The sequence below is a fragment of the Trichococcus patagoniensis genome (assembly GCF_003051085.1).
Lineage (GTDB): Bacteria > Bacillota > Bacilli > Lactobacillales > Aerococcaceae > Trichococcus > Trichococcus patagoniensis.
Window position 1 is genome coordinate 190,182 of record NZ_QAOM01000001.1, and the last position, 13,260, is coordinate 203,441.

The following is a 13,260-nucleotide window of genomic DNA, read 5'->3' on the forward strand; positions in this document are numbered from 1 at the left end:
TTGGGGGCGTAGCTCAGTTGGGAGAGTGCTTGACTGGCAGTCAAGAGGTCGTGGGTTCGAGCCCCATCGTCTCCATACATCATTAATTAAAAAGCCTTAGAAACGTTGATAGGACAATATTTCCTAATCGTTTCTAGGGCTCTTTTTTTGTATTGAATACCACATTGAATACCATATTGATTTTTCGCCTAAAAATTGACGTATCTCGCGAAGTTTTCCGCCGTTTTTTCTTTGGCCTTTTCGGTGACGTGGGCATAGATATTCATGGTTGTTTGGATATCCGACTGGCCAAGGCGATCCTGCAGTGCTTGGTGACGGTGGCAAGGAAGAGCCGTGACTGACCCATTGTGGCTTTTTCGGAGTACTGATACGCTTTATCAGAACCTTCCGAGAGGGACACAAGTATTGCCGAGTATCAAGGACTTTAAGCTAGAGATTCCTCACTTCGCCACCGGAGCCCAGGGCAGTACCGAGGCTCAGCGCTTGATCGCAAGTTTCAAGAACAGGAATCATCCGGCAGCGGAAGCTCGACTAGCGTTAGCAACTCGAACCAGGCGTCTAGCGAGGTAGTCCATAACCATTTCGATATCACGACCTATGGAAACCTTCCGTAGAGCACGATCAAAGGGATGGCTGAAACCTTGTCTAAAGAGCTGGAAAAAGCCAAGGACCTTAAGAGCATAAGCCGCTGGTTCAGAAATTACATTTAGCGATGGAGATTCCAGATGAGTACGTCCTAATAACGCGAGTTGAGTTTGAAGAGATGAAGCGGAAAGTGGAAGTAGGCAAAATCGAAACCCTGGCATGGTTTAAGGAGCAGGTCAAGATTAAGAATGGCGAACTCGTGAAGGAGCGGATCCTTTACCCGTACCGAAAAGAGCTTGAGAAATTCGTTCGCTATCCAAGCGGTAAGAGGGAACCCTGGAAGTTTCACAAGAACCTGACAACACAATGGATCGAAAAAAACTTTGATAAGATTGCTGGAAGGAAAAAAGATAGTGAAAAGAAGGCGCTCAGGGTACAAAAAATGGCCATCTGAGCGTCTTTATTTATGGGACATAGAAATGCTCATAAATGAGGTGGATTGAAAAAGAACTGCCTTTCTGAACGTATTATATGTGCTGAGGCGCAATTAATCAAAAACTGTTTTTCATAAGGCGTTGAAAAAGGTGCTCGATTAAAAGTGGTAATTTATGTTCCGTAAAAATCAAAAAAAATGAATCAAAAAGGTATCAAAAAAAGATGAGATGTAGTTTAATATAGTTAAGTAAAGTAAAAATACTTTATAAGAGGAGGATTTTATATGACAACTTATTCAGCAAAACAAATTGCTGATTTCTTTCTCTCCAAGGGTTCTGTTTCACCAAAGAAACTACAAAAGCTAGTTTATTATGCGTACAGTTGGGCTATGGCTTTGTTAACTGAATCTGAAAATGATGAGCCAGTAAGGATTTTTGAGGAACCTATTGAAGCTTGGGTTCACGGTCCTGTAGTGGCAACTCTTTATGATGAGTACAGAAGCTATGGTTATCGTGACATCGAAAAGAAAGAAAATATTAGTTTTGACTTTGGCGAGGATTTGGCGGATGTTTTGGAGCAAGTTTGGAGTATCTACGGAGGATTTTCGGGAAATCAACTAGAAAACCTTACACATAGTGAAGATCCTTGGATTGAAGCAAGAAAAGGATTAGGTCCTTTGGATTCATCTCAGAATCAAATTAAGGACACTACTATTTTGAATTTTTACGGATCAAAGGTCAGCTAGCAAAATGGCAAAGAACAAAGGGCAGGCACGAGTTCCTAAAGTTACTTCAGTTCCACTAAACATACCGAGGCAAGAACCGCTACAAGAGAAGAGCGAATTTTATTTTTATCCATACTATCCAAAGTGGATTAATACTACTGATTCGTTCTACAAGAGAGAGGGATTTACTAATAGGCTAAGGGATGCACATGAATTTTCAGATAATATTACTGAAATAACTACAGTTGTTCTCCCAAACTTGTATCAAAATTTTTTAGACGTATTTGATGCAAGTAAACACTACGGCCATTGTCATCCGATACCAGGGGAAAAGCGAAAATTGGTAGAGGCTATTTCCAAAGAAATCCACGGTCCAGATATTCAGAGCATTAATTTTGAAGAGCTCAATGAAAATAGGATAGATTGGTGGTACATAGGTTTTAAAAGCAGTCTACGTTTGGTAGGGCTGTATAATAAGGCAAACTGCTATTTCTATCCTATGTTTATAGATCCTCATCATTTAATACATCAAAATGAGCACTATAATCAAGATGACTACGGTAACTATTGCTACTGTCCTCTGATTAATTATAATGGCAGTTGAACCACATCTTTCGGTGTGGTTTTTTCAATGGAAAACGAATTATGTTCAAAGAGAAAAAAAGCCTCGTTACCCGCTGATTATTGAATACGAATTGAATACCATATTAAAAAACGGTATGGAATCCTATTAAACATTATAGAAATTTCCTATCGAAATTTGAGAAATGGAAATTGCTGCCATATTGGAGCCGTGACCTTTGAGTGAAAATGGCAGAGGTAAAGGCGCGTATCAAAAGGCAATAAAAGGAAGAGGTGAAATGATGAGAAAGACAAAATATTACATAACGACGAGGGCGGATCGGAAAAATTTCCTTTTGAAATACGGCGACTGGATGTTCAAGTACGTCCCAGAGAGCAAAACCTGGGAAGCATCCGATTATTGGTACGAAGAAATCGTCATGAATCACTTTGCAGATTTCGAGGAAATAACCGAGGAGCGCGCGAAAAAGATAATCATGGATGACGGCGTCTTTCAAATTTAATAACAAAAAAGAGTATCTAATTTTTAAAATTAGGTACTCATTTTTGTGTTCAAAATAAAGTGGAGCAGCATCTATGACATCCCCATATTACAATAATAGGCAAAAAGGGGAGGCGGGCACAGAGAGGTTTAAGCGTTTGGATATCCGCGAATGGGACTTTCCAAACTGCCACGCGCATCACGACCGCGCTGTAAACGCCGCAAAAAATATTCTCTCGATTTGGCTTGGGACAAGCTTTGGTAAAACCAGCCTAAACCGCTGTCTTGGAGCTGAAACGCTCGCTAGACGAATTTTGGATGTTCCCCCAGAATCTCGTTGCTTCAGTGCTGATGTAGTTCACCTGTTTGTTTTTGTTTCTTTTTCAAATACTCCGCACGTATTTTTTCAAGTTGCTGCTTTTTATCAAATTTGGCAGGCGTCTGTTTTTCATGAAACTTCGTCACAGCTGCCTGACCTTTGTAATCCAATTGATATTTTCCCACTTTGTTCACCTACTTTTCTTGTCCTTAAAAAGAATCTTTTCAACAAATATATTATACCGTATTTTACGGAAGTAAACCTTATTACTTTATTGTCGCTAAATGTTATGAATTCGCTCTACTGAAGACGGAAATGGAGCGGATAGGCACATTGGATAACCCGAGCATGATTCGGTATCAAAACGAGTACGACAACCACCGCATACCGAGTGCGCCTATCTTTCTCAAGCGCTTCGATGCGGTGGGCAAATGTTTTGCTGAAAATCGCTATCCGTTATGGAAAAAAACTAGTAGTAGGTTTGTTGTTACTCGTGGATTATTTTTAGTGCGAATGCGCAGATGCGTGTTCAGGAGGTCCAAAAATCAGAAAAGCACTACAGCATCAGCAACTGCTCTTTGGTTGATTAATTATATTTTGTACTATCGAACCTCTTAACAAGGTCAAATTGAATTTAGTATTTAATGATGATATATGAAGATGCCTAAAATAAAGTATTCACTGTACTATATATTCCCATAAGTAATGAAGTTAAATTTGCAATATTACTTACTGCCTCGCCAGAGTCGTTAATTGCTTTTAATGCTTGTGTAAAAAAAGCATTCGATTCTTCTTTATCTTTCGCTTTAGCTACTTTATATATGGCTCGCATAACATATGTTAACTCTTCAGTATTTAGTTGGGTTTTTCTGTTAATTTCAACTAACTCTTTTAATACCGATGTATTTTCTACTATGCGACCTAAAAGTGCGTTTGCTTCTTCTTGTTTCTCTATTAAAGCGTAGGTAGGATTGCTAATAAGTCCTATATCATGAAAGTTGAACGTATTGTTAAGATGGGGAAGATCAAATTTAAAATCGTTCATCTTTGAGCTATCAATTGATTTCCGAGAATTAATTTCATCACTCATGTTCTCACTCCTTTTTTGCAATCATACCAAATCTGTTATTTGAATGGTATAAAACAAATCTTAAAGACGATGTAAACCATCAAAAAAGAGCAGAGCTTCCAAATATTTCAGCCTCTAAAAAAGAGTGTGGTAATTCACCACCTAACTTGGTGAACCCCTATTTCAGGGAATTCTATCTAAGATGAGTCGGACCTAATGCAACCTTGTTTATTATTTAGTCTTTTATTTTTTATTGCTTTTTAGGCAAATATAAAGCACGATTTCATTTTTTTTCTAACAAAAGAGTATAATAAAAGCAAGTGTCAATGGTGTTGTGTTTTGATTTCATGTTTATTTATGCTTGCATATTTGATAAGATGGGGGTATTTTTTATGATTGATAAGTCTTTATTGGAGTCAAAAATCAAAGAACAGGGTATTCTGCCGATAGAAATTTACAATGGGTTTGAATATGAAGATAACTTTATGAATCTTGTAGATGAAAAAATCGACAGTTTAATTACTTTTGTTAAAAGTAACGATTTAAAGAATATCTTTTACTGCTGCTATAACTATGACCAAGAAGATATTATGATTACTGATGAAAAGATTGATGAAGAAGTCTGTAGAAGGATGTGTTCCTATGATGAGAGTGTAATAAAGTCTTTTAGGGAAGAGGTTGAGGAATTTAATAAAAAGGCTGCGGCTATAGATATTTCAAAGCCGTATGAACTTTGTTTTTTCACTATTTATCAAGGCTATTTCATTGGAGGACGGTATAATGATGACTATTTGGATACAGAAGATTATTATGATAAACTTGTCAAAATAGTAAATAAATATTTTAGTAGAGATGAATATAATAAAAAGAAGGAACAAGAATATAAAGAAAGTAGACCAAGAAGATTAGAATTACTTAGCAAAATCAAAGAGTATGTTTTGAATGATCCGGAATTTCATAAATGTACTAATGATAATTTAAGGCATTTATATAAATCCCATTTATATAAAACTAACCAAGATTATTTTGAGTACCGAAATATTGAGCCATATAAATCTATACGATTTATTGATGCTTTATGGAAAGAGCATAAAAATAAAATTGTAGTAAATTTGGAACTATTTATAGGTGATTAATAAAATAAGAACTCAACGCGCTTATTTGGGGATTATTATATATGGTAGAAACAATGAAATTTAACAGTTGATAATAGCTGGTCTTAAAAAACTTTCCATTTCTTAATAAGTAATACCCATAACCTTATGGATTTTTTGACTATGTAATTTGTTAAACACATTTAATTCTATTAACTATTCTTTCATTTCCTGCTATATAACAAACGCTAAGCAAAGGCTTATTTAATAAACAATGATTGATAAATCAACCTATCATAATATTGGAATAACCTTTAGAATCGTTGATAGGACGCTGTTTCCTCAACTCTCTAAGAGTTATTTTTTTGTTCGGACTACTTTGCTGATGACCTTTTCCATCAGAATACCCAGCTGTCATGACAGTAAATGTTTTTGGTAGGGCTTCCAGTTTAAAAAAGTAGTTGACATTATTCCCTGCAGAACGTAATGTGTGAATAATATATTAGATTGGATGAAGAGAGGATGAGAGTTCGGGTGAAGAAATCGGTTTTGACTTTCCGCAATGCCAGGCAGAAAAATGAGCGGCTGACGATGCTGACTGCCTATGACTATTCCACAGCCAAGCTGATCGATGCTTCAGGGATCGACGCTGTTTTGGTGGGCGATTCGCTGGGGATGGTGATGCTGGGCTATGAAGACACCTTATCGGTAACGATGGAGGATATGATCCACCACACGAAAGCTGTCGCGAGAGGGGTAAAGGATGCGTTGGTCGTAAGCGATCTGCCGTTCATGTCCTATCAGACATCCGTATATGATGCAGTCTCCAATGCCGGCAGGTTGATCAAGGAAGGCCGGGCACAGGCAGTCAAACTGGAAGGCGGTATTGAAGTCTGCCCGCAGATCAAGGCGATCGTGGAAGCTTCCATCCCGGTCATGGCACATCTCGGCCTGACGCCGCAATCCGTCAATGCCTTCGGCGGCTTCAAGGTCCAAGGGAAAGATGAAGAAGCGGCACGCAACCTGATCGAGCAAGCGAAAGCTGTCGAAGCGGCAGGAGCCTTTGCGGTGGTGTTGGAATGCATTCCGGCCAAGTTGGCTGAGCTGATCACAAAGAGTATCTCGATTCCGACAATCGGCATTGGCGCGGGAAACGGGTGCGACGGCCAAGTGTTGGTCTATCAGGACATGCTGGGGCTCTATTCCGATTTCACACCGAAGTTCGTCAAGCGCTATGCTGAAATCGGACCACAGATGCAGACAGCCATCGAAGCATACATAACCGAAGTGAAAAGCGGCGCGTTTCCGGCAGCGGAGCACACCTTTGCGTTGTCCGATGCGGTCATCGAAAAATTATATTAGAGGGGTAATAACTGATGAAGATTGCAGCAACGGTTGAAGAAATCCGCAGTGCCGTGAAGGCCTGGAAAAAAGAAGGTTTGTCGGTCGGCTTTGTTCCGACGATGGGCTATCTCCATGAAGGCCATCAAAGTTTGATGCAGAAAGCCGTCAGCGAAAACGATCGGGTGGTTGTCAGCATATTTGTGAATCCGATGCAGTTCGGTCCTTCCGAAGACTTGGAAAGCTATCCACGGGATCTGGAAAAGGATGCCGCTTTGTGTGAAGCCAGCGGAGTGGACCTGATTTTCCATCCCGAGCCGAAGGAGATGTACCATCCCGATTTCAGCAGCTTTGTGGACATGCAGGGCCTAACGGAGAGCTTGTGCGGAAAGAGCAGACCGGCCCATTTCCGGGGCGTCTGCACAGTCGTGACAAAGCTGTTCAACATCGTGCAGCCGGACCACGCCTATTTCGGGCAGAAGGACGCGCAACAGTTGGCGGTCATCCAGCAGATGGTCCGCGACCTCAATATGGACGTCACAGTCATCGGTTGTCCGATCATCCGGGAAGCGGACGGATTGGCTAAAAGCTCGCGCAACAGCTATCTGTCAGCGGATGAGCGCAAGGCAGCATTGGTGCTTAGCCGAGCTCTCGAAGGAGCGAAGCAGCTGCTTGCGAACGGCGAAAAGGATGCTGCCAAAATCCGGAACGCGATTTCGGAAACGATCCAAGCAGAACCAAAAGCGAAGATCGATTATGTGGAACTGGTGGATGCGCGTACGCTCCAGCAAGTGGACAGCGTCGAGCGTCCAGTGTTGGTGGCTTTGGCAGTCTATATCGGGAAAACGCGTCTGATCGATAATTTTATCACGGAATAAGTGGGGGGAAAAATAATGCAACTCAATATGCTAAAAAGTAAAATACACCGCGCCGTCGTTGTCCAGGCGGAGCTTTCCTATGTGGGCAGCATCACTGTCGACAAGGATCTGCTGGATGCTGCAGGGCTGATCGAATATGAAAAAGTGCAGATCGTAGACATCGACAACGGTGCCCGGTTCGAAACTTACGTCATCGCAGGCGAACGCGGCTCGGGCATGATTTGCCTGAACGGTGCCGCCGCCCGTTGCGTGCAAGTGTCCGATAAAATCATCATCATGGCTTACTGCATGATGGATGAACAGGAAGCGAAGGAACACAAACCGCTTGTGGTGTTTGTGGATGAGCAGAATGCCATCACAACCGTAACAAGATATGAAGAACACGGCAGACTCAGCATGTAACCAAGCCCATACAAGAACAAAAAGAAGCGCAACCGCATCGGTGCCACTCGGCCATGATGCGGTTGCGCTTTTCTTATCTCACGGATTGCAGGGTGAGCTGAATATCCTTGATGGAAAGCTGCAATTTTTCGTATTCCTCTTCATCCAGCGGTAAGGGAATCTGTTTCTCCAAGCCGTTCCTGCCGATGATGCAAGGCATGCTGAAGGCCGCTTCGCCATGGCAGTTGTAAAAGCCGTCGACGGTTGCGGTCACCGGGAAGATGCTTTTCTCATCCAGCATGACCGCCCTGGCCAAGGCTGCTGCGACTTCCCCGATGCCTGAATTGGTCCAACCTTTCCAGTTGAAGACATCGGAAGCTGTGTGCACCACTTCCTGGCTGACGAATTTTTGGTCCAATGGTTCCGCAGGGTCCAATAAGGCATCACATTGGGAAAGGGCGAGTGCACCGACAGTCGTGCTACTGAAAGCCGGGAAAGCGGTGCTGCCGTGTTCTCCCATGATGTAGCCGCTGACGTTCTTTGGATCGACCTGATAGTGGGCAGCGATAATCTGACGGTAGCGGAAAGTATCCAAAGTCGTTCCGGTGCCGAAAATCTTGCCTTTCGGATAGTCGAACTCATTTTCGGCGATATAGGTGATCGTATCGACCGGATTCGTTATCAGGATGATGATGGCGTCTTTTGTGTGCTCGGTGATGCCAGCCATGATTTTACGTATTTCAATGGCATTTTCTCTGCCCATCAACGCTCTTGGGGGCATCTCCTCACCTGGGCGCGGCTTTTCGCTGACGCCCGCGGAAATGATGATGACGTCGGCATCGGCGCAGTCCGCATAGTCACCGGCATATATTTTGCTGTTTGTCCGGTAGCTGGCGGCCAGCGCATGGCGGTGGTCCAGGGCTTCGCCTCTTGCCGTGTCCTCGTTGCTGTCGATCAGGACGATGTCAGAAAATAAGTTGAGGTGGCTGCAGTCGGTCAATACTTGCGAACCGACATGTCCGACCCCGATGATGGCTAATTTTGTCTGTAACATAGGTCACATTTCCTTTCGTTTTGAGATGTTGTCATGAATGGCTTGGTGCATTTCCGCTACAGAATAGAAGATTGGCTCCAGCACGACTTTTTCATCCTCCGGTTTCCGGCGATGATTGAACCACAACGATGTCCACCCGGCAGTCTGGCCGCCGATGATGTCCGTTTCGTAGGTATCCCCGATGAAGAGCAGTTCGTCAGGGTTCGCCTTCAAAGCCTTCTGCACATGCGTGAAGGCTTCGGCATGGGGTTTGGGGAAACCGATCGTTTCGGAAATGAAGATGCGCGCTGGCGGCACCCATCTCTCCAGGCCCAAGGCGTTAAATTTTTTCATCTGGTGCTTTTCAGGACCGTTTGTGAAGACCGCAATCGGAATATGCCGACTTTTCAGCTCATTCAACAGTTGCTCGATCCCTGGGCTTAACGTGATTTCTGCTTGCCTTTTTTGGTAGGTTTCCTGGAAGTGCATCGCCTCTTCGGCAGTGAGCGGAAGACCCAGGTCGGCAAACGTGTGTTGTGTGCGCATGATGTGGGACTCGGCCAGGGTCAGATCCCCATTGGAGAACAGGTCGAAAGCTGCATCGCAATGCTTGCGGAAAAGTGCGAAGGTGGCTTCCTCGCTGTGGCTGTTCTCCAAGCGGTAATTTGCCAACACTCGGAAAAAGGGACTTGCTGTGTCGTATAAAGTATCGTCCAAATCGAATAGAATAGTAAGCATTGTTGAGGTAGTTCCTTCCTTTTGTTGTTGCAGTCAGTATAGCATCAGCAACCGGTTTTTGAAATTAAAAAAACAGGCACAGTCCGTGCGGGTGGCCATCGGCGAGCATAGGGTGTCGGATGGCGGAGCAAAGCGCTTTTTGTTGCAAATTAAAAATCCGTACAGTATAATAACATACAATAATGTCATACGATCATACAATAATGGAAGAGGCTGCGAACATCAAGAGTAAAATGCCCGTTTGAAAGGGGTGTTCGCCGAAATGCAGCGTTTGCTGTGTTGGGGTCAGGGTTAAGAATCCTGACACTGTCAGAACGATTTGCCCAAAATCGTTTGTGGAGTACTTTCGGTATTGCGGGCAGAAGGAAGCTGGATTATAGGGCCTTTTGCTTTATAGTCTATTTTTTTGCACAAAAACGGACTGAATTAGCATTGTTATGACGCTCTATGGGTCGAAAGGTGGACAAAAAAGCAACCGGATAAGAAGGGTAAGTTTATAATTTTTTGAGCATAATAAAGGACTATAAATATTAGGAGGAAACAGAGATGACAGTAAAAACATGGAAAAAGACATTGGCGGCATTGACAGGTTTGTTTATTTTGGCGGGATGCGGAAGCGGAGCAACGGATGATTCATCCGCAGCCAACGGTTCAGCGGATTCTGAAACATTCACGGTCGGAATGGAAGCGGGCTATCCTCCTTTCAACTGGACCCAAAATGACGACAGCAACGGTGCGGTGAAAATCGACGGCGCTGATGGTTACGCAAACGGCTATGACGTTCAGATGGCACAAAAAGTGGCGGATGGCCTAGGCAAAGAATTGGTCATCGTCAAGACGGAATGGGACGGCTTGGTGCCAGCGTTAATTTCATCCAAAATTGATGCTATCGTTGCAGGCATGTCGCCGACAGAGGAACGCAAAGAAGCGATTGATTTCTCGGATTCCTACTATACGACTGAACTTGTGATTGTCGTCAAAGCGGATGGCGCTTATGCAGATGCGACAGCTTTGGCTGATTTCGCGGACGCAAAAGTAACTGCACAGTTGAACACGTTGCACTATGGCGTTATCGATCAGATTGAAGGCGTGCAAAAGCAACCAGCGATGGACAGTTTCACTTCCATGCGCGTAGCTTTGGAATCAGGCACAATCGATGCTTACGTATCGGAACGCCCAGAAGCCATCAGCGCTTCAGCAGCCAATTCCGCGTTCAAAATGATCGCATTGGATGAAGCGGATACCTTCGAATTGTCCGCGGCTGATTCGGAAATCGCAATCGGTTTGATCAAAGAAAGCGAATTGAAGGATCAGATCAACGAAATCTTGAGCGGCATCACCGAAGAAGAACGCATCCAAATGATGGATGAAGCAATCAAAAACCAACCATCAGCTGAATAACCAAGGCGGACGGAACATCAAAAAGGGGCATAAATTAAATGGAGTTTAGTTGGGTTATCCGAATCATCGAAGAAAACTGGCGACAGTTTTTGTCAGGTGCATGGACAACATTATATATAGCTTTAATCGGAACCGTCATTGGACTGGGGATCGGTCTTATGATCGGCGTCATCCGTACGATCCCGGTTGCGGAATCAGGATGGAAAAAACACGTGTACAATGTGGTGAATTTTTTGCTGTCATGCTACATTGAAATTTTCCGCGGCACACCGATGATCGTGCAAGCGATGGTCATCTATTATGGGGCGGCTTTGGCATTTGATATCGACATGAACCGCATCTTCGCAGCGCTGCTGATCGTATCGGTCAATACGGGCGCGTACATGTCGGAGATTGTCCGCGGTGGGATCATTTCCATCGACAAAGGGCAATTCGAAGCTGCTCAAGCGATTGGGATGAATCATCTGCAGACGATGCGGAATGTCGTCATGCCGCAAGTGATCCGGAATATCCTGCCGGCGACAGGGAACGAATTCGTCATCAACATCAAAGATACGTCCGTATTGAACGTCATCTCCGTTTCGGAATTGTTCTTTACGACCAAATCGATTTCCGGGAATAACTTCCGTTACTTCGAATCATTCTTCGTGGCTTCAATCATTTACTTCGTCATGACCTTCACGGTGACGCGCATCCTGCGTGCCATCGAAAGAAAAATGCAAGGCCCTGATAATTATCAGATGATGGGTGCAGGCCAAGACCAATTGACTACACCCGAATTAATGGCTCGCAAAAAACAAGCAGGAAGAGACAGAGCAAATTAATTGCCACAGGAGGAATCATTTGATGGAAAAAGTAATTGACGTACAGCATCTGAAGAAGAACTTCGGCCAACATGAAGTGCTGAAGGACATCGATTTCAGCGTGAATAAAGGGGAAGTTGTGTGCATCATCGGTTCATCGGGCTCCGGTAAATCGACTCTGTTGCGCTGCATCAATCTGCTGGAAAAACCTACAGCAGGAGAAATCATCTACAACGGCGAGAACGTATTGGACTCGAAGCACGATATCTTCAAGTACCGCAGCAAATTGGGGATGGTGTTCCAGCAGTTCAATCTGTTCAACAACCTGGACGTGCTGCATAATTGCACGGTAGGGCCTGTGAAAATCCTGAAAAAAACCCAGCAGGAAGCCGAAAGGATTGCCATGGGTTATCTGGAACAGGTTGGGATGGGGAACTTCATAAACGCCAAACCTGATCAGTTGTCAGGCGGCCAAAAACAACGCGTCGCTATCGCCCGCGCTTTGACGATGGAACCGGATGCGCTGTTGTTCGATGAGCCGACATCGGCTTTGGACCCGGAGATGGTGGGGGAAGTATTGAAGGTCATGAAGGATCTTGCCAACAGCGGCTTGACGATGATTGTCGTGACGCATGAAATGGAGTTCGCCAAGGAAGTTTCCGATCGCGTCATCTTCATGGATCAAGGCGTCATCCTGGAGCAGGGAGCCCCTGATGATATCTTCAATCATCCAACCGAGGCTCGCACGAAGCAATTCCTGGAAAGATATCTTACAAAATAAAAACAAAGAAGAACGGTCCGCAAATGCAGGTCCGTTCTTCTTTTTCATTCCTTATTCGATGATGATGACATCGTCCGTAACTGCAAAGGGTGCTTGTTCATTGATGTGGTCATAGAACATGACGCCGTTGAGATGGTCGATTTCGTGCTGGACCACAATGGCTGTATAGCCTTTGTAGCGCGCTTTGTGTGTCACTCCTTCGGCATCCTGGTAAGCTACCGTAATCCGGCTGTGTCTGACGACAAACCCCGGTACTTCGCGATCCACTGAAAGGCAACCCTCGCCGCCTTTAAGGCAGGCGCTTTCGATGGAATGGCTGACGATTTTAGGGTTGAACATCACTTTAGCCAATTCCGGAGGATCATCTTCATACTCCCCGGGTATCAGTAGTGCAACGATGCGCTTGGATACGTCGATTTGCGGAGCTGCCAAACCGACACCTGCGCGCAAGTTGAGTTGCTCGGCGATTTCTTCGTCCTGACTGTTCGAAAGGAACTCCATCATTTCTGCGGCGATTTTCCGATCCTCCGCAGATAAAGGGAAAGTGACCAAGTCAGCCGACCTCCGCAATGTAGGATGACCTTCCCGGATAATGTTATCCATAGTGATCATGCA

14 protein-coding genes, 1 tRNA gene, 2 pseudogenes and 1 riboswitch are annotated in these 13,260 nt (G+C 44.2%); of the genes and pseudogenes, 12 read left to right on the forward strand and 5 right to left on the reverse strand.

Translation table 11 applies throughout. The annotated features are described in order from the left end of the window. Window positions 1-2 precede the first annotated feature (2 nt). Window positions 3-75 (forward strand) — tRNA-Ala (locus C8U37_RS00975). 113 nt (window positions 76-188) lie between these two features. Here the strand turns inward: C8U37_RS00975 and C8U37_RS14595 are convergent. Continuing rightward, a pseudogene (locus C8U37_RS14595) lies at window positions 189-305 on the reverse strand (site-specific integrase); the annotation flags it as partial. 407 nt (window positions 306-712) lie between these two features. Here C8U37_RS14595 and C8U37_RS00990 point away from each other — a divergent pair. The 5 genes from C8U37_RS00990 (at window position 713) to C8U37_RS14725 (ending at window position 3,433) form a co-directional block, all read left to right on the forward strand. Continuing rightward, entirely contained in the window at window positions 713-1,039 is a 327-nt protein-coding gene (locus tag C8U37_RS00990; RefSeq protein ID WP_108031430.1) for a DUF771 domain-containing protein, read from the forward strand. A 264-nt stretch (window positions 1,040-1,303) separates the two neighbouring features. After that, window positions 1,304-1,765, forward strand: coding sequence for a Panacea domain-containing protein (locus C8U37_RS00995; RefSeq protein WP_108031431.1), 462 nt, complete (start codon window positions 1,304-1,306; stop codon window positions 1,763-1,765). A 4-nt stretch (window positions 1,766-1,769) separates the two neighbouring features. After that, window positions 1,770-2,348: a hypothetical protein gene (locus C8U37_RS01000; protein ID WP_108031432.1), complete on the forward strand. Its 579-nt coding sequence runs from the start codon at window positions 1,770-1,772 to the stop codon at window positions 2,346-2,348. A gap of 256 nt (window positions 2,349-2,604) precedes the next feature. Continuing rightward, window positions 2,605-2,829 carry a hypothetical protein gene (locus C8U37_RS01005; protein WP_108031433.1) on the forward strand — a complete coding sequence of 75 codons (225 nt, stop codon included), beginning with the start codon at window positions 2,605-2,607 and terminating at the stop codon, window positions 2,827-2,829. 73 nt (window positions 2,830-2,902) lie between these two features. Beyond that, on the forward strand, window positions 2,903-3,433 hold the full coding sequence (locus C8U37_RS14725) for a hypothetical protein (protein WP_146161792.1): 531 nt from the start codon (window positions 2,903-2,905) through the stop codon (window positions 3,431-3,433). Between the two features lie 357 nt (window positions 3,434-3,790). Here the strand turns inward: C8U37_RS14725 and C8U37_RS01015 are convergent, their stop codons facing one another. Further along, window positions 3,791-4,216 carry a hypothetical protein gene (locus C8U37_RS01015; RefSeq protein WP_108031434.1) on the reverse strand — a complete coding sequence of 142 codons (426 nt, stop codon included), beginning with the start codon at window positions 4,214-4,216 and terminating at the stop codon, window positions 3,791-3,793. A gap of 371 nt (window positions 4,217-4,587) precedes the next feature. On the opposite strand from C8U37_RS01015, the gene C8U37_RS01020 reads away from it, so the two are divergent. From C8U37_RS01020 to panD, 4 genes are all read left to right on the forward strand, one after another. Beyond that, window positions 4,588-5,331 (forward strand): hypothetical protein, encoded by a 744-nt coding sequence (locus tag C8U37_RS01020; RefSeq protein WP_108031435.1) that lies wholly within the window; start codon window positions 4,588-4,590, stop codon window positions 5,329-5,331. Window positions 5,332-5,811: 480 nt separating this feature from the next. Continuing rightward, the gene (gene panB, locus C8U37_RS01025; protein ID WP_425445651.1) at window positions 5,812-6,651 is read left to right on the forward strand and encodes a 3-methyl-2-oxobutanoate hydroxymethyltransferase; all 840 of its coding nucleotides are present in this window, start codon (window positions 5,812-5,814) and stop codon (window positions 6,649-6,651) included. A 14-nt stretch (window positions 6,652-6,665) separates the two neighbouring features. Continuing rightward, window positions 6,666-7,508, forward strand: coding sequence for a pantoate--beta-alanine ligase (panC, locus tag C8U37_RS01030; protein ID WP_108031437.1), 843 nt, complete (start codon window positions 6,666-6,668; stop codon window positions 7,506-7,508). A gap of 15 nt (window positions 7,509-7,523) precedes the next feature. Then, window positions 7,524-7,910, forward strand: a complete 387-nt coding sequence (gene panD / locus C8U37_RS01035) for an aspartate 1-decarboxylase (RefSeq protein ID WP_086628237.1) — start codon at window positions 7,524-7,526, stop codon at window positions 7,908-7,910. A gap of 73 nt (window positions 7,911-7,983) precedes the next feature. Here the strand turns inward: panD and C8U37_RS01040 are convergent, their stop codons facing one another. Further along, window positions 7,984-8,943 carry a lactate/malate family dehydrogenase gene (locus C8U37_RS01040; RefSeq protein ID WP_108031438.1) on the reverse strand — a complete coding sequence of 320 codons (960 nt, stop codon included), beginning with the start codon at window positions 8,941-8,943 and terminating at the stop codon, window positions 7,984-7,986. Window positions 8,944-8,946: 3 nt separating this feature from the next. Then, window positions 8,947-9,660 carry an HAD family hydrolase gene (locus tag C8U37_RS01045; RefSeq protein WP_108031439.1) on the reverse strand — a complete coding sequence of 238 codons (714 nt, stop codon included), beginning with the start codon at window positions 9,658-9,660 and terminating at the stop codon, window positions 8,947-8,949. A gap of 199 nt (window positions 9,661-9,859) precedes the next feature. Then, window positions 9,860-10,014, forward strand: a riboswitch (Lysine riboswitch). A gap of 192 nt (window positions 10,015-10,206) precedes the next feature. On the opposite strand from C8U37_RS01045, the pseudogene C8U37_RS14795 reads away from it, so the two are divergent. After that, a pseudogene (locus C8U37_RS14795) lies at window positions 10,207-11,885 on the forward strand (ABC transporter substrate-binding protein/permease). A gap of 22 nt (window positions 11,886-11,907) precedes the next feature. Further along, entirely contained in the window at window positions 11,908-12,645 is a 738-nt protein-coding gene (locus C8U37_RS01060) for an amino acid ABC transporter ATP-binding protein (protein WP_108031442.1), read from the forward strand. Window positions 12,646-12,696: 51 nt separating this feature from the next. Here the strand turns inward: C8U37_RS01060 and def are convergent, their stop codons facing one another. Further along, on the reverse strand, window positions 12,697-13,257 hold the full coding sequence (gene def, locus C8U37_RS01065; protein ID WP_108031443.1) for a peptide deformylase: 561 nt from the start codon (window positions 13,255-13,257) through the stop codon (window positions 12,697-12,699). Between the last annotated feature and the right edge of the window lie 3 nt (window positions 13,258-13,260).

Excerpts from the sequence above, each read along its gene's own strand:
- C8U37_RS00995 (WP_108031431.1), top strand. The coding sequence starts at position 1,304 with ATGACAACTTATTCAGCAAAACAAATTGCTGATTTCTTTCTCTCCAAG.
- def (WP_108031443.1), bottom strand. The coding sequence starts at position 13,257 with ATGATCACTATGGATAACATTATCCGGGAAGGTCATCCTACATTGCGG.
- panD (WP_086628237.1), top strand. The coding sequence starts at position 7,524 with ATGCAACTCAATATGCTAAAAAGTAAAATACACCGCGCCGTCGTTGTC.
- C8U37_RS01000 (WP_108031432.1), top strand. The coding sequence starts at position 1,770 with ATGGCAAAGAACAAAGGGCAGGCACGAGTTCCTAAAGTTACTTCAGTT.
- C8U37_RS01045 (WP_108031439.1), bottom strand. The coding sequence starts at position 9,660 with ATGCTTACTATTCTATTCGATTTGGACGATACTTTATACGACACAGCA.
- C8U37_RS00990 (WP_108031430.1), top strand. The coding sequence starts at position 713 with ATGGAGATTCCAGATGAGTACGTCCTAATAACGCGAGTTGAGTTTGAA.
- C8U37_RS01060 (WP_108031442.1), top strand. The coding sequence starts at position 11,908 with ATGGAAAAAGTAATTGACGTACAGCATCTGAAGAAGAACTTCGGCCAA.
- panC (WP_108031437.1), top strand. The coding sequence starts at position 6,666 with ATGAAGATTGCAGCAACGGTTGAAGAAATCCGCAGTGCCGTGAAGGCC.
- C8U37_RS01015 (WP_108031434.1), bottom strand. The coding sequence starts at position 4,216 with ATGAGTGATGAAATTAATTCTCGGAAATCAATTGATAGCTCAAAGATG.
- C8U37_RS14725 (WP_146161792.1), top strand. The coding sequence starts at position 2,903 with ATGACATCCCCATATTACAATAATAGGCAAAAAGGGGAGGCGGGCACA.
- C8U37_RS01005 (WP_108031433.1), top strand. The coding sequence starts at position 2,605 with ATGATGAGAAAGACAAAATATTACATAACGACGAGGGCGGATCGGAAA.
- C8U37_RS01040 (WP_108031438.1), bottom strand. The coding sequence starts at position 8,943 with ATGTTACAGACAAAATTAGCCATCATCGGGGTCGGACATGTCGGTTCG.
- C8U37_RS01020 (WP_108031435.1), top strand. The coding sequence starts at position 4,588 with ATGATTGATAAGTCTTTATTGGAGTCAAAAATCAAAGAACAGGGTATT.
- panB (WP_425445651.1), top strand. The coding sequence starts at position 5,812 with ATGAGAGTTCGGGTGAAGAAATCGGTTTTGACTTTCCGCAATGCCAGG.